We start from the raw sequence: 19,043 nt of genomic DNA, 5'->3' as shown, positions 1-19,043 counted from the left end.
CACGCGGCGGGGGATTTTCCGGCGGCGGAAGCCGTTTCGGGAGCGGTGGGTGCGGCCGGAGTGGCTGCGGATGCGCTGCGCCTGCTTGCGGAGAGTGACCAGACCCTCGCCGTGGCGGAATCACTGACCGGCGGCATGGTGGCCGCCGAGCTCACGGCCGTCCCCGGAGCCTCCCGGTCCTTCCGCGGCTCGGTCACGGCGTACGCGACGGAGATCAAGCACCTGGTCCTCGGGGTGGACGCGGGACTGCTTGCAGCCGAAGGCGCGGTGAACGCGCAGGTCGCGGCGGAGATGGCGGCCGGCGTGCGGCGCGTGATGGGCGCGTCGTGGGGAATCTCGACCACCGGGGTGGCCGGTCCGGAGCCGCAGGACGGGCAGCCGGTGGGCACCGTTTTCGTCGCGGTGGACGGTCCAGGGGGCAGGAAAACGGTCCGTCTGAGGTTGAAAGGCTCCCGCGCGGAAATTCGTAGGGAGAGTGCACGCACAGTGCTCGGGCTTCTCTCGGACCAACTCCGTGAGAATGCGCGGAGGCAGGATACGGAACAGAACGGGGGGATTTGATGTTTGCAGCCCTGAGTGAACACGACATCGCTCCCCGCACGGCCGCGGCGCGAGGCGGTACGGTGGGGCGTGAAGGATGCGGCTACACGGTCAGAGGAGGGAGCCACCGATGATTCTGCTCCGTCGCCTGCTGGGTGACGTGCTGCGTCGGCAGCGCCAGCGCCAGGGCCGTACTCTGCGCGAAGTCTCCTCGTCGGCCCGAGTTTCTCTCGGCTATCTCTCCGAGGTGGAGCGGGGGCAGAAGGAGGCATCCTCCGAGCTGCTCTCCGCGATCTGCGACGCGTTGGACGTACGGATGTCCGAGCTGATGCGCGAAGTCAGTGACGAACTGTCGCTGGCCGAGCTGGCACAGTCGGCCGCGGCAAGCGAACCGGTGAGTGTGCCGGTCCGCCCGATGCTCAATTCGGTCTCCATGGCTTCGGTCACGGGTGGACCGGAGCGGGTGACCATCAAGGCGCCTGCGGAAGCGGTGAATGTCGTAGCCGCGTGAGCGAGCATGTGCGTGTTTGAGCGTGGCCGGAGCCCCGGCCGGTGCCTGGTGCACCGGCCGGGGCTCCCGGCCGTTCTGGGTGCGGGGGCGCGGGGGGTGCGGGAGGATGGGGCCGTCCGGGTTCCGGCCCCTGGGAGGCAGTCGTGCGGCGGTTGCTGCGCATACCCGCGGTGTCGGTCCTCGCGCTGACGGTGGGGGCGCTGTGGTGGTGGGCCGTGCTGCGGCTGGTCCTGGCGCCCGCCGAGTCCGGGGCCGTGGAGGGCGCGGTGGCGGTGGGCGGCTGGGGGCTGGGCCTGCTGCCGGTGCACTGTGTGCCGGGCCCGGTGCGGAAGGCGCGGCGGAAGGCGCTGCGGGCCGCCGACGGGGCTACCAGGGCATGGACACCCCACCGTTCGGGCGAAGGATCTGACCCGTCATGAAGGACGAGGCGTCCGAGGCCAGGTAGAGCACCGCCCGGGCGATGTCCTCGGGCTCGCCGACCCGGCGCAGCGGGGACATACGGACCATCGCCGCCTCGGTCTGCTGCTGGACCTCGGGGCTGTGGCGGCCGGTCATGGGCGTGCGGACCCAGCCCGGGGCGACTGCGTTGACCCGTATGCCGTGCGGGCCGGCCTCGGTGGCGAGGGTCTTGGTCAGCTGGACGACGGCGGCCTTGGCGGCGCTGTAGCAGAGCAGGCCGGGCTGGGCGGCGTCCACGGCTCCGGAGGCCATGGTGACGATCGAGCCCGGGCGGCCCGCCGCGATCATGGAACGGGCGGCCTCCTGGCAGGTGCGCAGGACCCCCTTGAAATTGATGTCCAGGATCCGGTCGAGGTCCTCGTCGGTCGTCTCCAGGACGCTGCTCCTGTGCATGACTCCGGCGATGGCGGCCGTGATGTCGAGCGAGCCCGCCGCGGTGACGGCCGCCCGGAGCGCGGCCCGGTCGGTGACGTCGAGGGGATGGACGGTGGCGGCGCCGCCGGCCTTGGCGACGAGGGCGGCCGTCTCGGCGAGACCCTGCTCGTCGCGGTCCGCGCAGTGCACGTGCGCGCCCGCCTCGGCGAGCAGGACGGCGGTGGCGCGGCCGATGCCGCTGGCGGCGCCGGTGATCAGGGCGGTGCGGCCGGTGAGGCCGTACGGGGCTGTGGGTGTGGGCATGCCCGGACCGTACGACCGTATCTGACGGACCGTCAATCGGTGTGCGGTGCCGCTTCCCGCGCTCTACGGGGTCGGGCCCTGCTGGCAGCGGGGGCACCAGTAGGTGGGGCGGCCGTCCTGCGGGGCCTCGCGGACGGGGGTGCCGCAGCGCAGGCAGGGGCGGTGCGTGCGGCCGTAGACGAAGAGGTCCTGGCCGGGGCGGCGGCTGCCGGTGGTGTTGCGCGGGCCCGGCCGCTCGCCGGTGTTCGCGGACAGCAGCCGGTGGGCGGCGGCGGCCAGCCGGGGGAGGTCGGACTCGGGGAGTGCGCCGACCGGGGTCCACGGGGTGACCTGGGCCAGGAAGCACAGCTCGGCCTTGTAGATGTTGCCGATCCCGGCGAGGTTGCGCTGGTCGAGCAGGGCCTCGCCGAGGGCGCGCCCGGGGGCGGCGAGGAGGTGGGCGGCGGCGAGGGCCGGATCCCAGTCCGGGCCGAGGAGATCGGGGCCGAGGTGGCCCACGACCCGGTCCTCCTCGGCGGTGCGGATCAGCTCCAGGACGGGGAGGCGATAGCCGACGGCGCTGTGGTCGGCCGTGCCGAGGACGGCCCGGATCTCGTGGGCGGGGCCGCCGCGCCACTTCTCGCCGGAGGTGAAGACGTGCCAGGCGCCGTCCATCCGGAGGTGGCTGTGCAGGGTGAGGCCGCCCTCGAAGCGGGTGAGGAGGTGTTTGCCACGAGGGGTGACGTCGAGGGTGACGCGGCCGGTGAGGTCGGCGGTGGCGAAGCGGGGGACCCGCAGGTCGCTGCGGGTCAGCACGCGGCCGGCGAGGACGGCGTGGAGCCGGGTCGCCGCGCGCCGGATGCTGTCGCCTTCGGGCATGGGCCCATTGTCCCTCCGCCGTGGCCCGGGAGGGCTCGGGAGGGCTCGGGTGGTCCGGGAGCCCTGCGTCCCGGGAGCCCGGCGGTGCGCGTGAAGGGCGGTAAGGGCGACGGGCGGTGCGCGCGACGGGCGGTGCGGGCAACGGGCGGTGCGGGCGAACGGCGAGGGCCCCTGCGGCGTGGTGCAGCCGCAGGGGCCCTCGGGTCAGGAGGGGGACGAGGGGCCGCCGGGGCCGCCCATCACTTCCAGACGAGCCCCTTGTTCGGGTAGCTGTACGGGTTGCCCCAGTACTCGGCGGCGGTGACCTTCGTCTGGGCCGACGGGGCGAGGGCCACGGCGCAGCTGGTCTGCGTCTGGCCGTTGGTGAAGCCCTTCGGCAGTGCCTCGTTCGGGCACTTCTCGAACTTGCCTATGATCGACACGCGCTGGGCCTCGGTGCCGTCCGCGAGCAGGCCCTTGACCTGGGTCACGGACGAGTGCGACAGGTCCGTGGTGCCGGTGTTCTTGACCGAGTAGCGGATGTAGTACGGAATCATCCCCTTCACCTTGTCGCCGAGCTTGAGCGTGTCCAGGTCGGCGGGGTTGCCCTGCTCGATCGCGGTGACCGTGAGGGCGATCTGACCGCCCTTGTTGCTGCCGTAGCTGAACGGCATCTCCGCGGCCTCGCCGATCTTGAAGGTCTGGCCGGACTTCGCCGTGCCGTTCGCCCCGGGGGCCTCGCTGCCGTCGGCGCCGGGGGCGGCCGATTCGGAAGGGGCGGCGGGCGAGGCGGACGGTGCAGCGGCCGAGCTGGCCCCGCCCGACTGCGCGGGGGCCGGCTCCTCGTTGCCGTTCTTGCAGCCCGTCAGGGCCAGGGTTCCGGCGACGGCCAGGCCGATCGCACCGAGGGTGGTGGAACGCATGCTGATGGTGCTCACTTTTCTTCTCCCCCATGACTGCGCATCGCCCATGCAATGCCTGTGATCATCTTGATAAGGGATGAATAAGCGCCACTGCCAGCTCAGGGGCGGCTCACTACGGTTCTGTGACATGTCCAGGACGTGAGCGGAACAGTCGGCGCCGTTTTGCAGCCATCAGGAACGCAAGCGCAAACCCCTCGGGGTCGCGTGGAAGCCGGCCGCCTCCAGGGTCGGGCCCAGCGGCGAGGTCAGGGCCGCCGCCGCGTTGATCCGCTCCACCGTGAGGGCCGGGAGGGTGCCCGCGCGGGAGGCGGCCGCCAGGGCGGTCGTGGCCGCCGTGAGCCGGGGATCCTCCGGGGCGGGCCAGGCCAGCAGGGTCTTGCCCCCGCGCTCCAGGTACAGGATGAGCTCCCCGTCCACCAGGACCACCAGGGAGCCCGCCTTGCGGCCCGGCTTGTGGGTGGCCCCGGCCGGGGGCTCGGGCCAGGGCAGGGCCGCCCCGTACGCGTTCGCCGGGTCGGCGGCCGCCAGCACCACCGCCGCCAGCGGGGGCGGGGTCCGCTCGGCGGCCCGGAGCCGGTCCACCGCGCCGTCCATCGCGAACTGGGCCGCGCCCAGCCCCTCGACCACATAGCCCCGGCGTGCCTGGCCGCTGTCCTCGAAGGCAGACAGGACGCGGTAGACCGCGCTGAAGCCGCCCTCCACCCCTTCCGCGGCGACCGCCCCGCGCGTCACCACCCCGTGCCGGTCCAGCAGGGTGCGGGCCAGGGCATGGGCCCGGTGCGTCGGGTCGGGGGCCGCGGCCGGCAGCAGGGACCAGCGCCCGGAGACCGTGGGCGGGCCCGTACGGGACACGGTCGCGCTGAGCGTGCCGTACCGGCCGCGGGGGACGGTGCGCCGGGCCCGGTGGGCTGTCGAGCCGGCCGTGCGGCCCGAACCGAGCAGCGAGCGCAACGGGGCCAGGGTGTCGTTGGTGAGCCGGCCCGACCAGGCCAGATCCCATACGGCCTCGGAGAGGGCGACGTCGGACACCTCGGGGAACTCGGCACGGATCGACTGCGCGATCTGCCGGAAGAACAGGCCGTACCCGCCCGCAAGCGACGCCAGGACCGCCTGGTGGAGAGGGCTCTGCTCCAGCGGATGCGGCGGGGGCAGCAGCATCGGGGCCGCCTCGGCCAGGTAGAGCGAGATCCATCCGTCCTTGCCCGGGAGCGCCCCGGCGCCCGCCCAGACCACCTCGCCCGCGGTGGTCAGTTCGTCCAGCAGGCCCGGGGAGTACCCGCTCACCCGCGACGGGAGGATCAGGCGTTCCAGCGCGGAGGCCGGGACCGGCGCGCCCTGGAGCTGCTCCACCGCCCGGGCCAGCCCGTCGAGGCCGCGCAGGGCTCCGCCCAGGTGCTGCCACTGGGGGAGGAAGGTGGCCAGCGAGGTCGGCGGCACCGGCTCCAGCTCCTGGCGGAGCGCGGCGAGGGAGCGGCGGCGGAGCCTGCGCAGCACCGTCGCGTCGCACCACTCCTGGCCGATGCCCGCCGGGTGGAACTCGCCCTGCACCACCCGGCCGGCCGCGGCCAGCCGGTGCAGGGCGCCCTCGGTCACCGCCGCACCCAGGCCGAAGCGGGCGGCGACGGTGGCCGTGGTGAAGGGCCCGTGGGTGCGGGCGTACCGGGCCAGCAGGTCCCCGAGCGGGTCCTTCACCGGCTCCGTGAACGCCTCCGGGACACCGACGGGCAGCGCCGTGCCCAGCGCGTCCCGCAGCCGGCCCGCGTCCTCGATCGCCGCCCAGTGGTCCGCGCCGCCGATCCTGACCGGGATGGCGCGGCGGGCCGCGGCGAGCTCGCGGGCCCAGGCCGGATCCGCCCCGCGCTCGGTCAACTGGTCCTGCGTCAGCGGGCCCAGCAGACGCAGCAGGTCGGCCACCGACTCGGGATCCTTGGCCCGTCGGTCCTCCGTGAGCCACTGGAGCTCCCGCTCCAGCTCCTCCAGCACCTGCGCGTCGAGGAGTTCGCGCAGCTCCGCCTGGCCGAGCAGCTCGGCCAGCAGCCGGGAGTCCAGCGACAGCGCGGCCGCCCTGCGCTCGGCCAGCGGCGAGTCCCCCTCGTAGAGGAACTGGGCCACGTACCCGAAGAGGAGCGAACGGGCGAAGGGCGAGGGCTCCGGCGTGGTGACCTCCACCATCCGCACGCGCCGCGCCTCGATGTCCCCCATCAGCTCGGTCAGGCCCGGCACGTCGAAGACGTCCTGGAGGCACTCCCGTACGGCTTCCAGCACGATCGGGAAGGAGCCGAACTCCGAGGCCACCTGGAGCAGCTGGGAGGCGCGCTGGCGCTGCTGCCACAGCGGGGTGCGCCGGCCGGGGCTCCGGCGCGGCAGCAGCAGGGCGCGGGCCGCGCACTCGCGGAAGCGGGAGGCGAACAGCGCGGACCCGCCGACCTGGTCGGTGACGATCTGGTTGATGTCACCCTGGTCGAAGGCGACATCGGCCGCGCCCAGCGGGGCCTTCTCGTCGTCGTACTCGAACCCGTGCGCGGCGGCCGGGTCGTGGTCCAGGAGGTCCATGGACAGCAGGTCCGCATCGGGCAGCCGGAGCACGATCCCGTCGTCGGCGTGCATCACCTGCGCGTCCATGCCGTACTTCTCGGCGAGGCGGGCGCCCAGAGCCAGCGCCCACGGGGCGTGCACCTGCGCGCCGAAGGGGGAGTGGACCACGACCCGCCAGTCGCCCAGTTCGTCGCGGAACCGCTCGACCACGATGGTCCGGTCGTCGGGGACGTGACCGCAGGCCTCGCGCTGTTCGGCGAGGTACGACAGCACGTTCTCGGCGGCCCAGGCGTCCAGGCCGGCCGCCAGCAGCCGCAGCCGGGCGTCCTCCTCGCTCAGGCCGCCGAGCTCGCGGAGGAACGCGCCGACCGCACGGCCCAGTTCGAGCGGCCGGCCGAGCTGGTCGCCCTTCCAGAACGGCAGCCGCCCCGGCACCCCGGGGGCCGGGGTGACCAGGACCCGATCGCGGGTGATGTCCTCGATCCGCCACGAGGTGGTGCCCAGGGTGAAGACGTCCCCGATGCGCGACTCGTAGACCATCTCCTCGTCGAGCTCCCCGACCCGGCCGCCGCCCTTCTTGGGGTCGGAGCCCGCGAGGAAGACACCGAACAGGCCGCGGTCGGGGATCGTGCCGCCCGAGGTGACCGCGAGGCGCTGGGCACCCGGCCGGCCCGTGACCGTCCCCGCCACCCGGTCCCAGACCACACGCGGCCTGAGCTCGGCGAACGCGTCCGACGGATAGCGCCCGGCCAGCATGTCCAGCACCGCCGTGAACGCCGACTCCGGCAGCGCCGCGAAGGGCGCCGCCCGCCGCACCAGGGCGAGCAGGTCGTCCAGCTGCCAGGTGTCCATCGCGACCATCGCGACCAGCTGCTGCGCCAGTACGTCGAGGGGGTTGGACGGCACCCGCAGCGACTCGATCGCCCCCGTGCGCATCCGCTCGGTGACCACCGCCGCCTGCACCAGGTCGCCGCGGTACTTGGGGAAGACCACCCCGGTGGAGACCGCGCCCACCTGGTGCCCGGCCCGGCCCACCCGCTGCAGCCCCGAGGCCACCGAGGGCGGCGACTCCACCTGCACCACCAGGTCCACCGCGCCCATGTCGATACCCAGCTCCAGGCTGGAGGTGGCGACCACGGCGGGCAGCCGGCCCGCCTTCAGGTCCTCCTCCACCAGCGCCCGCTGCTCCTTGGACACCGAGCCGTGGTGCGCACGGGCCAGCAGCGGCGGGGCGCCCAGGGCGGCGCCCGACTGGGCCATGATCTCGGCCGGCGGCTTGCCCTCCGGCAGCTTCTCGCCCAGAGCACGCTCGTACGCGATCTCGTTGAGCCGGTTGCACAACCGCTCGGCGAGCCGGCGGGAGTTGGCGAACACGATCGTCGAGCGGTGCGCCTGCACCAGGTCGGCGATCCGCTCCTCCACATGCGGCCAGATCGACGGCTTGTCCCCGCCCTCCTTGCCCTCGGTCGCGGGGGAGCCGCCCAACTCACCCATGTCCTGCACCGGGACGACCACCGACAGGTCGAACTCCTTGGCCGACGGCGGCTGGACGATCTCCACCTTGCCGCGCGGCGCCAGGTACCGGGCCACCTCGTCCACCGGCCGGACCGTCGCCGACAGCCCGATCCGGCGCGCCGGGCGCGGCAGCAGCTCGTCCAGCCGCTCCAGGGAGAGGGCGAGATGGGCGCCGCGCTTGGTCCCCGCGACCGCGTGCACCTCGTCCAGGATCACCGTCTCGATCCCGGCCAGGGCCTCCCGGGCCGCCGAGGTCAGCATCAGGAACAGCGACTCGGGCGTGGTGATGAGGATGTCCGGCGGGCGGGTGGCCAGTGCCCGCCGCTCGGCGGGCGGGGTGTCGCCGGAGCGGATCCCGACCCGGATGTCCGGCTCGGGCAGGCCCAGGCGGACCGACTCCTGGCGGATCCCGGTCAGCGGGCTGCGCAGATTACGCTCCACGTCGACGGCCAGGGCCTTCAGGGGCGATACGTACAGCACGCGGCAGCGCTTCTTCGACTCGGCGGGCGGCGGGGTCGACGCGAGCCGGTCGAGGGCGGCGAGGAACGCGGCCAGGGTCTTGCCGGAGCCGGTGGGGGCCACCACCAGCACGTCCGAGCCCTCCCCGATGGCCCGCCAGGCGCCCTCCTGTGCGTCGGTGGGCGTGACGAAGGCCCCCGTGAACCACGAGCGGGTCGCGGGGGAGAACGAGTCGAGCGCAGCGCCTGCCATGCCCCCATCGTGCACCCGGCCACTGACAACGGGCCGGACCTGGGGAAACGTGAGTCGGTGCGGGGGCGCAGAATGGGGGGATGGGGACGGAAGAGGGCGCCGGGGGCCGCCGGGAGTGGGCACGGCACTGGCAGTACGCGGAACTGCCCGGGCTGGACCTGCTGCGCGCCCACTACGTACGCCACACCTTCCCGCGCCACGCCCACGACGGGTACGTCCTCGCGGCGGTCACCGGCGGCGTCGAGGAGGTAGGGCTGCCCGGCCACGTCGTGCACGCCGGACCGGGCAGTGTGGTCCTGATCAACCCCGAGGTACCGCACACCGCGCGCGCCGGGGTGCCCGAGGGCTGGGCCTACGCCACCCTCTACCCCTCGCGCGACCTGATCGTCGAGGTCGCCGACGAGATCGGCATCCTGCGCGGCACCCCGGGCTTCACCGCCGACATGGTCACCGACCCGCAGGGAGCCCGGGCGATCACCGAGGTCCACCGGGCCGCCGAGGCGGGGAACGCGCTGGCCGCCGACACGCTGCTGCGGGGCCTGGTGGCACGGATGCTGACCCGGCACGCCGGACCGATGCCCGCCCGTACGGTCCGCGGCGCGGGCGGCGCCGACGCGGAGGCCGCCCGGGCCGTCCTGCAGGAGCGGATGGCCGACCCGCCCTCGCTGGAGCGGCTCGCAGCGGAGCTGGGCACGAGCCCCTTCGCCCTGCTGCGGGCCTTCCGCGAGCGGTACGGGATGCCGCCGCACACCTGGCTGACCGACGCCCGCGTCCGGCAGGCGCGCCGGCTCCTCGACGCGGGCACGGCGCCCGCTCAGGCGGCCGTCACCGTGGGCTTCACCGACCAGCCGCACCTGAACCGGCACTTCACCCGCATCGTGGGCGTCCCACCGGGAGCGTACCGGCGGGAGCGGGCCGTCTAGGCCCTGCCGGGCGCCGGGCGGGCGCAAGAACGTACAAGACCCATCCCGCGGGCACCCCGTAGTTTCGGAGCGTGCGAGAGAACCAGCTGGTCACAGAACCAGAGATACGTGAGACACCCGCGCCCGACGAGCGGCCGCGCGCCGCCGTCGTACGCGACGCGCTCGGGGTCGGCGTTGCCGTCGGACTGTCCGGGTTCGCCTTCGGCGTGACCGCCGCCGGGGCCGGCATCAGCACCCTGCAGGCCTGTGTGCTCAGCCTGCTCGTCTTCACCGGGGCCTCGCAGTTCGCCCTGGTCGGGGCGCTCGCGGCGGGCGGGAACCCGTTCACCGCCGCCGCCGGGGCCTTCTTCCTCGGGACCCGGAACGCCTTCTACGGACTGCGCCTGTCACAGCTGCTCAAGCTGCCCCGACCCGTGCGGCCCCTCGCCGCGCACTGGGTGATCGACGAGACCACCGCCGTCGCGCTGGCCCAGCCCGACCGGAAGTCGGCCCGGCTCGGCTTCACCGTCACCGGGCTCACCCTCTACGTGCTGTGGAACCTCACCACCCTGCTCGGCGCGCTCGGCGCCGAGGCCATCGGGGACACCAGGGCGTGGGGCCTGGACGCCGCCGGACCCGCCGTGTTCCTGGCGCTGCTGGCACCGATGCTGAAGACCTCCACCGAGCGGGCCGTGGCCGCCCTCGCGCTCGTCCTCGGGCTCGGCTTCCTGCCCGTACTGCCCGCAGGGGTGCCCGTGCTGATCGCGGCCCTGGCCGCCCCCGTCGTGCTGTGGATGAAGGGACGCCGCTCGTGAACGTCTGGATCGCCATCGGCCTCACCGTCGTCGGCTGCTACGCCGTCAAGCTCGCCGGGCTGCTCGTCCCCGCCGGGGCCCTGGAACGGCCGCTCGTGCGCCGCCTGGCCGCCCTGCTGCCGGTCGCCCTGCTCGCCGCGCTCACCGCCCAGCAGACCTTCAGCACCGGGTCCGCCCTCGTCGTCGACGCCCGCGCCGCCGGACTCGCGGCCGCCGGGCTGGCGCTGCTGCTTCGGGCCCCGTTCCTGGTCGTGGTCGCGGCCGCCGTCGTCGTCACCGCGGGGGTACGGGCCCTGGGTGGCTGACCTCGGCGGGCAGGCGCCCGTACGCCCGCAGGGTGAGCAGGGCCTCCAGGGTGGCGATCGGCCGCCGCTCCAGCGAACTGCCCGGCGCCCAGGCCCGCCGGCGCACCGGCCAGCCGCCGTCCGGCTGCTGCTCGGAGGCCAGGAAGTCCAGTGAGCGGCGCAGCTCCGCGTCGGTGAACCAGCCGCGGGCCAGCGACTCCGGCCGCCGGGCGAAGTCGTGCGGGTACAGCCGCTCGCCCGGCGCGTAGCCGGGGGCCTCCGGACAGTCCGCCCGCCGCACCGGATCGAGCACCACGAGCTTCTGCTCGCGCACCAGCCGGCCCAGCCGGTCCGCGGCCGCCGCCGCGCGTGCCCGGTCGGGGATGCCGTCGAGGAAGGCCACCGCGCTCTGGACCTCGTACGGGTGCGAGTGGCGCAGGTTCTCGACCCGGTCCCAGCAGAAGTCCGTGGCCCGGAAGAGCCAGGCGTGCCAGACCCGGTTGCGGTGCAGTACGCCGACGACCGGGCCCGTGGTCAGCAGCTCGCCCGGCGGGTCGTCGTGCATCGGGTGGTAGGGGGCCGCGGGATAGTCGCGGGGGGCCGGGAAGACCACCGGAAGCGCGCCGTCCGCGGTGGAGACCCCGGTCAGGTGGCGGCAGAGCCGCTCGATGCGCTGCCCGGCGCAGCGGCCCAGGCTGTCGAGCACGCGCAGCGCGTGCGCGGTGTGCAGGGGCTGGCTGAGCGGACCGCGGAGATCCGGATCGAGTGCGTGACCGTAGCCTCCGTCCGCGTTGAGATATGAACCGAGGGCCGTGTCCACCGGGTCGGCGGCCCCGCCGAGGAAGTGGAACGCGAACCGCCGCTGCTCCAGCACGCGGGCCGTGAGCCAGATGAACCCCTCGGCGCGGGCCAGGGGGGTCTGCGGGGTCCGGGGGGTCTGGGGGGACGGCTGGGTCTGCGAGGAAGCTTCGTCTCCGGGCATGCGTGCAACCTAGGACGCGGTGGTGCGCCGGGGAGGGCCGAACGCGGGCGGTGCACTCTCCCGGGGCGGGATACTGGGGGCATGCGGTTGACGATTTTCTGGGAACGGATGGCGGAGCACTTCGGTGCGGGCTATGCCGACTCCTTCGCGCGGGACCACGTCATGACGGAGCTGGGCGGACGGACCGTCCACCAGGCGCTGGACGCGGGCTGGGAGGCCAAGGACGTGTGGCGCGCGGTGTGTTCGGCGATGGACGTGCCGGCGTCGCTGCGCTGACCGGCGCACGGTTTCGCGGTGGCGGGCGCGGGTGGGACAGACTTGGCGCCGTGGCAGCCAGCGAAGAGACGACCGATCAGTCCGCCGACGCGCGGGGAGTGACACCGCCGGTGCCGGCGGAGGAGCCGGAATCGCCGGGTCAGCCGGGTCAGCCGGGTGGGCCGGGCCGGCCGGGTCCGCCCGCGCCGCCGGTTCCACCGCCGGCCGGTGCGGCCCCCGCCCCGGACGATGCGCGCATGCCGCGCTGGCTGCCGCGCGCCGTGATCCTCGTACTGGCCCTCGTGGCCTGTTTCCAGCTCGGCAGCTGGGCCTTCCACCAGCTGATAGGCCTCCTCGTCAACATCCTGATCGCGTTCTTCCTCGCGCTCGCGATCGAACCGGCGGTGGCCAGGATGGCGGCCGGCGGCATGCGCCGCGGGGTCGCCACCTTCGTGATGTTCCTCGCGGTGCTCGTCGTGACCGCCGGTTTCCTCGCGCTGCTCGGCTCGCTGCTCGCCGGGCAGATCGTCGCCATGGTCGAGGGCTTCCCGGGCTATCTCGACTCGGTGATCAAAGCGATCAACTCCACCTTCCACACCGAACTGTCCCGGCTGGAGATCCAGGAGAGCGTGCTGCGCTCCGACTGGCTGCGCAAGTACGTGCAGAACAGCGCGTCCGGCGTGCTCGACGTCTCCGCCACGGTGCTCGGCGGGCTCTTCAAGCTGCTGACGATCGGACTGTTCTCCTTCTACTTCGCCGCCGACGGACCGCGGCTGCGGCGCGCGCTGTGCTCCGTACTGCCGCCCGCGAAGCAGGCCGAGGTGCTGCGCGCCTGGGAGATCGCCGTCGCCAAGACGGGCGGGTACCTCTACTCGCGCGGGCTGATGGCTCTGATCTCCGGTGTCGCGACGTACATCGTGCTGGCGGTCCTCGGGGTGCCGTACGCGCCCGCGCTCGCCGTGTGGGTGGGGCTGGTCTCGCAGTTCGTCCCCACCATCGGCACCTATCTCGCAGGCGCGCTGCCGGTCCTGCTCGCCTTCACCGTGGACCCCTGGTACGCGCTGTACGTACTGGGCTTCGTGGTGATCTACCAGCAGTTCGAGAACTACGTCCTGCAGCCGAAGCTGACCTCGAAGACCGTGGACATCCATCCGGCGGTGGCCTTCGGATCGGTCATCGCGGGCACCGCCCTGCTGGGCGCGGTCGGGGCGCTCATCGCGATCCCGGCCGTCGCCACGCTGCAGGCCTTCCTGGGCGCGTACGTCAAGCGCTACGAACTGACCCGGGACGCGGATTCCTCTACTTCTCGTCCGAGACGACGCGTACGGCTGCCAAGGCTTCGCTGACGGTCGTCTCGACGGCGGCCTTGTCCAGACCGAGGCCGCTCAGCGGGCCCTCGCCGTTCTCCAGCTCCAGGAGCGCGAGCAGGACGTGCTCGGTGCCGACGAAGTCATGGCCGAGGCGAAGGGCCTCGCGGAAGGTGAGCTCGAGGACCTTCTTCGCGGACGCGTCGAAGGGGACCAGGTCGGGGACCTCCGGCTGGGCCGGGGGCAGCAGGTCGGTCACGGCGGCGCGTACGTCGTCCGCCGCGACCCCCTGGGCGTGCAGGGCGTACCCGGCGAGGCCCTCGGGTTCGGCGAGGAGGCCCAGGACCAGGTGCTCGGTGCGGATCTCGGTGTTGCCGGCGGCGCGAGCCTCGTTTTGGGCGGTCATGACGATGTTGCGGGCGCGGGGGGTGAAGCGGCCGAAGCCCGCGTTCGGGTCGAGGCCGCCGGCACCCTCCTTGTCCGCCTTGGGGACGAAGCGCTTCTGGGCCGCCTGGCGGGTGACGCCCATGCTGCGGCCGATGTCGGTCCAGGAGGCGCCGGAGCGGCGGGCCTGGTCGACGAAGTGGCCGATGAGGTGGTCCGCGACGTCCCCGAGAGCCTCTGCTGCGACGACGGCGCCGCTGAGCTGCTCCAGGGGGTCGGTGTGGACCTTGTTGATGGCCTCGATCAGGTCGTCGAGGCGTACCGGATTGGTCATGCGAACGGGTTCCACCGAAGGGTTCGTCATAGGTGCAACCGTAGGTTGACACTTCGGTGAGCGTCAACCCTGGGTTGTCACTCAGGTGGGGCGTTCGTGGGTACGGGGTCGCGGTGCCATCCTGAGGAGGAGGGGCGAGACGCGGAGGCTGCCATGGGGTTCTACGCCGAGCAGGCAGTGCCGCGGATCCTCAACGTCGCCTGCGGGGCCAGGATGGCCCGGCCGCTGCGCCGCCGGGTCTGCGCGGGGCTGGCGGGCGAGGTCGTCGAGATCGGCTTCGGCGCGGGGCACAACGCCCCCTTCTATCCGCAGGGCGTCACCGGCGTGTCGGCGGTCGAGCCGTCCGATGTCGCGTGGCGGCTGGCCGCGGAGCGCGTACGCGGAGCCCGCGTCCCGGTCCGGCGGTCCGGCCTGGACGGCCAGTCGCTGCCCTTCGAGGACGGCGGTTTCGACTCCGCGCTGTCCACCTGGACGCTGTGCACCATCCCGGACGCCGTGGCCGCCCTGCGCGAGCTGCGCCGCGTGCTCAAGCCCGGCGGGACCCTGCACTTCCTCGAACACGGGCTCGCCCCGGAGGGCGACTGGCGCGTACGCCGCCTGCAGCGACGGCTGGAGCCGCTGAACATGCGGCTCCTGGGCGGCTGCCACCTCACCCGGTCCGCCCCGGACCTGCTGGCGGCGGCGGGATTCACGATCACCGCCCTCGACGTCTTCTACGAGGAGGGCGCGCCGAAGTTCCTGTGCGCCGAATCCCTCGGGACGGCGATCTCCCTCTGACCGACGACCCGTCACGAAACCATCACGAGGGGCACGGGCCCGGAGCGTCCCTGGCAGCATCGGTCGGACCGATCCAGGGGGTTCCAGGTTCCATGAGATTCCGTGTGCGTGTCCCCGCGGCGACCCGCGTCACCGCCGTCGTCACCGTCGCAGCCGTCCCGCTGTTGCTCGGAGGCTGTTCCCAGACCCCGGCCGAGCGGCTGGAGGAGTGGTACAGCTCGGGGGGCGAGGCCCAGATCAGGAAGCTGAACGAGGACGCCGGCCGGGTCAACGAGGTGAGCATGCGCACGATCGACGTCCAAGGGCCCGCCTGCCAGAACCTGCTCGCCCAGACCGCCAAGGCCGAGAAGCTCGACCCGATCCCGGACGAAGCCGCCCAGCGGTACTGGAAGGAGGCCCTCGGCGGATTCAGGCGGGGGGCGGGCGAATGCGCCGACGGGGCCGCGAAGAAGGACGGGAGCCAGGTCTCCCGGGGCATCACGGGGGTCCAGACGGAAGGCCTCCCCAAGCTGGTGAGCACCGTCACGATGATCAAGGCGGGCCTGGCGGCGGCCAAGTGACCTGAACGGGCCGGATGTCAGTGGCGGTTGCTAGCTTCCGCTCCGTTGCCGGTACCGGGCGGCGAGGCGGGGTCGTTGTCGTGGGTGCGTCGGGGTGGGAGTACTACGTTCCTTATCGAGAGGATCTCGGAGCCGCGTTGGACGCCCTGAGACAGCAGGTCTTCGACAGGCAGGACTACTACTGGGACCCCTGGGACGACGACGAGGGCGAGGGGGACGAGGCCAAGGCCTGGCCGTCGACGTTCGACCAGCTGTGGCAGGACGAGCGGGTCCAGGAGGAGGGGACGCACTCCATCCTCGACATGTGGCGGATCGTGCGCCCCGGCGAGGACCCCGACCATGGCACCGTGCAGCCCGTTCAGCCTGCCGAGGCCCATCGCGTGGCGGGTACCGACCGCCTCACGCGGGCCCACGTCCCGGACATCGAACCGCTCGCCGAGCGACGGTGGTTCGGCCGATGCGCGGTCCTGCACGACGCCCAGGGCAGGCCGGAGGAGATCTACTTCTGGGGCTTCTCCGGTGACTGACGGACGGCCTCTCCACTCTGGGCGGGGGACACCTCGCGCGGTAATCGTGTCGATCCCCGCGCGGGGTGCTGCCTAGGCTGCTGGCATGGCTCATGCGAAGACCTCCTACGTCTGCCTGCCCTGCCGGGCCTCGTACAAGCAGCCCTACGACAGGGACCGGGAGCGGATCTGCCCGCGGTGTGCGGGGGCCCTCGTCCATGTGGGCTCGGCCTTCGCCGCACCCCCGCGCCGGGACACCGCGGGATGGCGGACCCTCGCCGTGCTGCTGAACGCGGGCGTGCGGTTCCACAAGAGCTGCTGCGGCGGGCCGGGCTACCGGCCGCGCACCCTGCATGAGGTGCGTGAGCGGATGACGTACGCGAAGCGGACCGGCACGCCCTTCGCGGAGGCGCTCGTCCTGCGTGACCTGCCGTGACCGGGCACGACGCCCTCGCGCGGCTCGTGACACCGCCGCCCGCGCCCGTCGAGGCCCGTGGCGACTGGACCGCGGCCGAGACCGCGCTCGGGGTACGGCTGCCCGACGACTACAAGTGGCTGGTCGCCACCTACGGATGGGGGGAGTTCGGCGATTTCCTCTACCTCCACACGCCCTTCGGTGCGAACTGGTACAACCGCGTCGAGTGGCAGAGCGCGCATCCGACGGAATCGCCGGAGCGTGACCGCGAGCGCTACCCGTACCCGCTGCACCCCGCGCCGGGCGGGTTGCTGATCTGGGGCACCACCATGAACGCCGACCGGCTCTGCTGGCTCACCGACGGGGACCCCGAGGAGTGGCCCGTCGTGGTGTGGAGCAGCGAGGGCTGGTACGAGACCCACCGCACGGGCGCGGCCGGGTTCGTCGAGGGCTGGGTCGGCGGCCGCGTCCACTCCCGCCTGCTCGGCGCGATGGATCCGGACCTGGCGCCCTGGTTCAACACCTTCCGGCCCCGCGTCGACCGGTGCCTGGTCCTGTCCGAGGGGCCCCTGCCCCATGACGAGCGCCTGAGGCGCCTGCGTACGGCGCTGGCCCCCACCACGGACCGCGGCACGTGGCGCTCGGAGCGCGACGGGAGCGGACAGGACCACTTCGCGACCCTCGACGCCGACTGGCTGCTCACCTACGACACCCCCCACCCTCACCAGATCCGGATCGCCTTCCCGCCCGAGGAAACGGAGCACGTCCGCCACCGGCTCTTCGCCGCCGCCGAGCTCATGGAATGCAGGGTGCTGGAGGTCACGACCGCGGCGGGGACCCCGCTGGAGGCCTGGGACGCGGTCACGGACGAGGACGAGTAGCTCGGCGTCCGTGGGATCCGAGCGGTCGCGGCGTCGCGACCGGGTGAGGCGCGGACGTGGCCGCCGACGGGCAGCGGTGCAGGTGGGGGAGGGGTGGGCGTGGCGCGCTTGACAGGAAAATCGAACATCCATTCTGATGAGTTATCCACAGCCGAAACGCTCGTGGAGGCGCATTGTCAGTGGCAGGCATTAGCGTCGGTGACGTGAAGCGATCGACTCAAGCAAACCGGGTGGAACCCATGGCAGGCACCGACCGCGAGAAGGCTCTCGACGCCGCTCTCGCACAGATTGAACGGCAATTCGGCAAGGGTGCGGTCATGCGCCTCGGCGACAAGCCGAACGACCCCATCGAGGTCATCCCCACCGGGTCGACCGCGCTGGACATCGCCCTCGGCGTCGGCGGGCTGCCCCGCGGCCGTGTGATCGAGGTGTACGGCCCGGAGTCCTCCGGTAAGACGACCCTGACCCTGCACGCCGTGGCCAACGCGCAGAAGGCCGGCGGCACCGTCGCCTTCGTGGACGCCGAGCACGCGCTCGACCCCGAGTACGCGAAGGCCCTCGGCGTCGACACCGACAACCTCATCCTGTCGCAGCCGGACACCGGCGAGCAGGCACTGGAGATCGTGGACATGCTGGTCCGCTCCGGTGCCCTCGACCTGATCGTCATCGACTCCGTGGCGGCCCTCGTGCCGCGCGCGGAGATCGAGGGTGAGATGGGCGACTCGCACGTCGGTCTCCAGGCCCGGCTGATGAGCCAGGCGCTCCGGAAGATCACCGGTGCGCTCAACCAGTCCAAGACCACCGCGATCTTCATCAACCAGCTCCGCGAGAAGATCGGTGTGATGTTCGGCTCGCCCGAGACCACCACCGGTGGTCGCGCGCTGAAGTTCTACGCCTCCGTGCGCCTCGACATCCGCCGCATCGAAACCCTCAAGGACGGCACGGACGCGGTCGGCAACCGCACCCGCGTCAAGGTCGTCAAGAACAAGGTCGCGCCCCCGTTCAAGCAGGCCGAGTTCGACATCCTCTACGGCCAGGGCATCAGCCGCGAGGGCGGCCTGATCGACATGGGCGTGGAGCACGGCTTCGTGCGCAAGGCCGGCGCCTGGTACACGTACGAGGGCGACCAGCTCGGCCAGGGCAAGGAGAACGCCCGCAACTTCCTGAAGGACAACCCCGACCTCGCCAACGAGATCGAGCGGAAGATCAAGGAGAAGCTGGGCGTGGGTGTCCGCAAGGACGCCGCCGCCGAAGCCGGTACGGACGCGGCCGACGCCGCGGCCACCGCCGTGCCCGCCCCGGCATCGAAGGCCAAGACGACGGCCAAGGCCGCCGTGGCCAAGAGCTGACCCGTGCGGGAGCAGGAAGGGGGCGGCGAGCGCCGAGGCGGCCGTGAGGGCCGTTCGGAGCTGCCGCCCCAGAGCCCCGAGGAGCAGGCGCGGGCGATCTGTCTGCGCCTGCTCACCGGGAGCCCGCGTACCCGGCGCCAGCTCGCGGACGCCCTGCACAAGCGGGGCATCCCCGAGGAGGTGTCGGAGCAGGTCCTCTCCCGGTACGAGGAGGTGGGCCTGATCGACGACGCGGCCTTCGCCGGTGCCTGGGTCGAGTCCCGGCACCGCGGCAGGGGCCTGGCCCGCCGGGCACTGGCCCAGGAGCTCCGGACCAAGGGGGTGCACGCCACCCTCGTGGAGGAGGCCCTGGAGCTGCTGGACTCCGACCAGGAGGAGCAGACCGCCCGGGAACTCGTGGAGCGCAAGCTCCGCTCCACCCGGGGCCTGGAGCGGGACAAGCGGATCCGGCGCCTCGCCGGGATGCTCGCCCGCAAGGGATACCCGGAGGGCATGGCCCTGCGGGTGGTGCGCCGCGCCCTGGAGACGGAGGGCGAGGACGCCGACGACCTCGGGTACCCGGGGGAGTGAGCCGGTGAGCCCG

Annotated in this window: 21 protein-coding genes; 15 read left to right on the top strand and 6 right to left on the bottom strand. The window is 73.1% G+C overall.

The window, feature by feature from the left end; translation table 11 throughout:
- Positions 1–45: 45 nt before the first annotated feature.
- From ACZ4YL_RS38790 to ACZ4YL_RS38780, 3 genes are all read left to right on the top strand, one after another.
- Positions 46–561 (top strand): CinA family protein, encoded by a 516-nt coding sequence (locus tag ACZ4YL_RS38790; protein ID WP_468123011.1) that lies wholly within the window; start codon positions 46–48, stop codon positions 559–561.
- A 109-nt stretch (positions 562–670) separates the two neighbouring features.
- A complete protein-coding gene (locus ACZ4YL_RS38785; protein WP_030012484.1) occupies positions 671–1,051 on the top strand; it encodes a helix-turn-helix domain-containing protein in 381 nt (126 codons plus the stop codon).
- Positions 1,052–1,194: 143 nt separating this feature from the next.
- Positions 1,195–1,470: a hypothetical protein gene (locus tag ACZ4YL_RS38780; protein WP_468123000.1), complete on the top strand. Its 276-nt coding sequence runs from the start codon at positions 1,195–1,197 to the stop codon at positions 1,468–1,470.
- Here the strand turns inward: ACZ4YL_RS38780 and ACZ4YL_RS38775 are convergent.
- The 4 genes from ACZ4YL_RS38775 to ACZ4YL_RS38760 all read right to left on the bottom strand — a co-directional run bounded on the left by ACZ4YL_RS38775 (position 1,418) and on the right by ACZ4YL_RS38760 (position 8,709).
- Positions 1,418–2,188 carry an SDR family NAD(P)-dependent oxidoreductase gene (locus ACZ4YL_RS38775; protein ID WP_468122998.1) on the bottom strand — a complete coding sequence of 257 codons (771 nt, stop codon included), beginning with the start codon at positions 2,186–2,188 and terminating at the stop codon, positions 1,418–1,420. The genes ACZ4YL_RS38780 and ACZ4YL_RS38775 overlap by 53 nt on opposite strands.
- A gap of 63 nt (positions 2,189–2,251) precedes the next feature.
- Complete coding sequence (locus ACZ4YL_RS38770) at positions 2,252–3,046, bottom strand: Fpg/Nei family DNA glycosylase (RefSeq protein WP_468122997.1); 795 nt, start codon at positions 3,044–3,046, stop codon at positions 2,252–2,254.
- Between the two features lie 239 nt (positions 3,047–3,285).
- Entirely contained in the window at positions 3,286–3,963 is a 678-nt protein-coding gene (locus ACZ4YL_RS38765) for a hypothetical protein (RefSeq protein ID WP_468122995.1), read from the bottom strand.
- A gap of 156 nt (positions 3,964–4,119) precedes the next feature.
- On the bottom strand, positions 4,120–8,709 hold the full coding sequence (locus ACZ4YL_RS38760) for an ATP-dependent helicase (protein ID WP_468122993.1): 4,590 nt from the start codon (positions 8,707–8,709) through the stop codon (positions 4,120–4,122).
- 80 nt (positions 8,710–8,789) lie between these two features.
- Between ACZ4YL_RS38760 and ACZ4YL_RS38755 the strand changes: the two genes are divergently transcribed.
- The 3 genes from ACZ4YL_RS38755 to ACZ4YL_RS38745 all read left to right on the top strand — a co-directional run bounded on the left by ACZ4YL_RS38755 (position 8,790) and on the right by ACZ4YL_RS38745 (position 10,731).
- Positions 8,790–9,632: a helix-turn-helix transcriptional regulator gene (locus ACZ4YL_RS38755; RefSeq protein ID WP_468122992.1), complete on the top strand. Its 843-nt coding sequence runs from the start codon at positions 8,790–8,792 to the stop codon at positions 9,630–9,632.
- 104 nt (positions 9,633–9,736) lie between these two features.
- Positions 9,737–10,426: an AzlC family ABC transporter permease gene (locus ACZ4YL_RS38750; RefSeq protein WP_351162435.1), complete on the top strand. Its 690-nt coding sequence runs from the start codon at positions 9,737–9,739 to the stop codon at positions 10,424–10,426.
- A complete protein-coding gene (locus ACZ4YL_RS38745) occupies positions 10,423–10,731 on the top strand; it encodes an AzlD domain-containing protein (protein WP_030010743.1) in 309 nt (102 codons plus the stop codon). The genes ACZ4YL_RS38750 and ACZ4YL_RS38745 overlap by 4 nt, the downstream gene beginning before the upstream one ends.
- On the opposite strand, the gene ACZ4YL_RS38740 is transcribed toward ACZ4YL_RS38745, so the two are convergent.
- Positions 10,700–11,692 carry a hypothetical protein gene (locus ACZ4YL_RS38740; protein ID WP_468122990.1) on the bottom strand — a complete coding sequence of 331 codons (993 nt, stop codon included), beginning with the start codon at positions 11,690–11,692 and terminating at the stop codon, positions 10,700–10,702. The genes ACZ4YL_RS38745 and ACZ4YL_RS38740 overlap by 32 nt on opposite strands.
- 81 nt (positions 11,693–11,773) lie before the next feature.
- On the opposite strand from ACZ4YL_RS38740, the gene ACZ4YL_RS38735 reads away from it, so the two are divergent.
- Both ACZ4YL_RS38735 and ACZ4YL_RS38730 read left to right on the top strand, forming a co-directional pair.
- A complete protein-coding gene (locus ACZ4YL_RS38735) occupies positions 11,774–11,968 on the top strand; it encodes a DUF3046 domain-containing protein (protein ID WP_030154244.1) in 195 nt (64 codons plus the stop codon).
- Between the two features lie 236 nt (positions 11,969–12,204).
- Complete coding sequence (locus ACZ4YL_RS38730; RefSeq protein WP_468122989.1) at positions 12,205–13,293, top strand: AI-2E family transporter; 1,089 nt, start codon at positions 12,205–12,207, stop codon at positions 13,291–13,293.
- Here the strand turns inward: ACZ4YL_RS38730 and ACZ4YL_RS38725 are convergent.
- Positions 13,247–14,002 (bottom strand): Clp protease N-terminal domain-containing protein, encoded by a 756-nt coding sequence (locus tag ACZ4YL_RS38725; protein WP_468122988.1) that lies wholly within the window; start codon positions 14,000–14,002, stop codon positions 13,247–13,249. The two genes, ACZ4YL_RS38730 and ACZ4YL_RS38725, sit on opposite strands and share 47 nt — an antisense overlap.
- 123 nt (positions 14,003–14,125) lie before the next feature.
- Here ACZ4YL_RS38725 and ACZ4YL_RS38720 point away from each other — a divergent pair, with 123 nt between their 5' ends.
- The 7 genes from ACZ4YL_RS38720 (at position 14,126) to recX (ending at position 19,030) form a co-directional block, all read left to right on the top strand.
- Positions 14,126–14,749 carry a class I SAM-dependent methyltransferase gene (locus tag ACZ4YL_RS38720; protein ID WP_468122987.1) on the top strand — a complete coding sequence of 208 codons (624 nt, stop codon included), beginning with the start codon at positions 14,126–14,128 and terminating at the stop codon, positions 14,747–14,749.
- 92 nt (positions 14,750–14,841) lie between these two features.
- Positions 14,842–15,309: a hypothetical protein gene (locus tag ACZ4YL_RS38715; RefSeq protein ID WP_468122985.1), complete on the top strand. Its 468-nt coding sequence runs from the start codon at positions 14,842–14,844 to the stop codon at positions 15,307–15,309.
- A 137-nt stretch (positions 15,310–15,446) separates the two neighbouring features.
- Positions 15,447–15,836 carry a hypothetical protein gene (locus tag ACZ4YL_RS38710; protein ID WP_468122984.1) on the top strand — a complete coding sequence of 130 codons (390 nt, stop codon included), beginning with the start codon at positions 15,447–15,449 and terminating at the stop codon, positions 15,834–15,836.
- Between the two features lie 85 nt (positions 15,837–15,921).
- Positions 15,922–16,251: a deoxyxylulose-5-phosphate synthase gene (locus tag ACZ4YL_RS38705; protein WP_468122982.1), complete on the top strand. Its 330-nt coding sequence runs from the start codon at positions 15,922–15,924 to the stop codon at positions 16,249–16,251.
- A complete protein-coding gene (locus ACZ4YL_RS38700; protein WP_468122981.1) occupies positions 16,248–17,111 on the top strand; it encodes an SMI1/KNR4 family protein in 864 nt (287 codons plus the stop codon). The genes ACZ4YL_RS38705 and ACZ4YL_RS38700 overlap by 4 nt, the downstream gene beginning before the upstream one ends.
- A gap of 239 nt (positions 17,112–17,350) precedes the next feature.
- The gene (gene recA, locus ACZ4YL_RS38695; protein ID WP_301366006.1) at positions 17,351–18,460 is read left to right on the top strand and encodes a recombinase RecA; all 1,110 of its coding nucleotides are present in this window, start codon (positions 17,351–17,353) and stop codon (positions 18,458–18,460) included.
- 3 nt (positions 18,461–18,463) lie between these two features.
- Positions 18,464–19,030: a recombination regulator RecX gene (recX, locus tag ACZ4YL_RS38690; RefSeq protein ID WP_468122980.1), complete on the top strand. Its 567-nt coding sequence runs from the start codon at positions 18,464–18,466 to the stop codon at positions 19,028–19,030.
- Positions 19,031–19,043 lie beyond the last annotated feature (13 nt).

This window comes from Streptomyces sp. NPDC030021 (assembly GCF_055574035.1).
Note: the sequence above shows the minus strand (reverse complement) of the source record. Positions and strands in the feature narration are given on the sequence as shown.

Excerpts from the sequence above, each read along its gene's own strand:
- ACZ4YL_RS38760 (WP_468122993.1), bottom strand. The coding sequence starts at position 8,709 with ATGGCAGGCGCTGCGCTCGACTCGTTCTCCCCCGCGACCCGCTCGTGG.
- recA (WP_301366006.1), top strand. The coding sequence starts at position 17,351 with ATGGCAGGCACCGACCGCGAGAAGGCTCTCGACGCCGCTCTCGCACAG.
- ACZ4YL_RS38740 (WP_468122990.1), bottom strand. The coding sequence starts at position 11,692 with ATGCCCGGAGACGAAGCTTCCTCGCAGACCCAGCCGTCCCCCCAGACC.
- ACZ4YL_RS38735 (WP_030154244.1), top strand. The coding sequence starts at position 11,774 with ATGCGGTTGACGATTTTCTGGGAACGGATGGCGGAGCACTTCGGTGCG.
- ACZ4YL_RS38775 (WP_468122998.1), bottom strand. The coding sequence starts at position 2,188 with ATGCCCACACCCACAGCCCCGTACGGCCTCACCGGCCGCACCGCCCTG.
- ACZ4YL_RS38715 (WP_468122985.1), top strand. The coding sequence starts at position 14,842 with ATGAGATTCCGTGTGCGTGTCCCCGCGGCGACCCGCGTCACCGCCGTC.
- ACZ4YL_RS38705 (WP_468122982.1), top strand. The coding sequence starts at position 15,922 with ATGGCTCATGCGAAGACCTCCTACGTCTGCCTGCCCTGCCGGGCCTCG.
- ACZ4YL_RS38730 (WP_468122989.1), top strand. The coding sequence starts at position 12,205 with ATGCCGCGCTGGCTGCCGCGCGCCGTGATCCTCGTACTGGCCCTCGTG.
- ACZ4YL_RS38785 (WP_030012484.1), top strand. The coding sequence starts at position 671 with ATGATTCTGCTCCGTCGCCTGCTGGGTGACGTGCTGCGTCGGCAGCGC.
- ACZ4YL_RS38755 (WP_468122992.1), top strand. The coding sequence starts at position 8,790 with ATGGGGACGGAAGAGGGCGCCGGGGGCCGCCGGGAGTGGGCACGGCAC.
- ACZ4YL_RS38720 (WP_468122987.1), top strand. The coding sequence starts at position 14,126 with ATGGGGTTCTACGCCGAGCAGGCAGTGCCGCGGATCCTCAACGTCGCC.
- ACZ4YL_RS38770 (WP_468122997.1), bottom strand. The coding sequence starts at position 3,046 with ATGCCCGAAGGCGACAGCATCCGGCGCGCGGCGACCCGGCTCCACGCC.
- ACZ4YL_RS38725 (WP_468122988.1), bottom strand. The coding sequence starts at position 14,002 with ATGACGAACCCTTCGGTGGAACCCGTTCGCATGACCAATCCGGTACGC.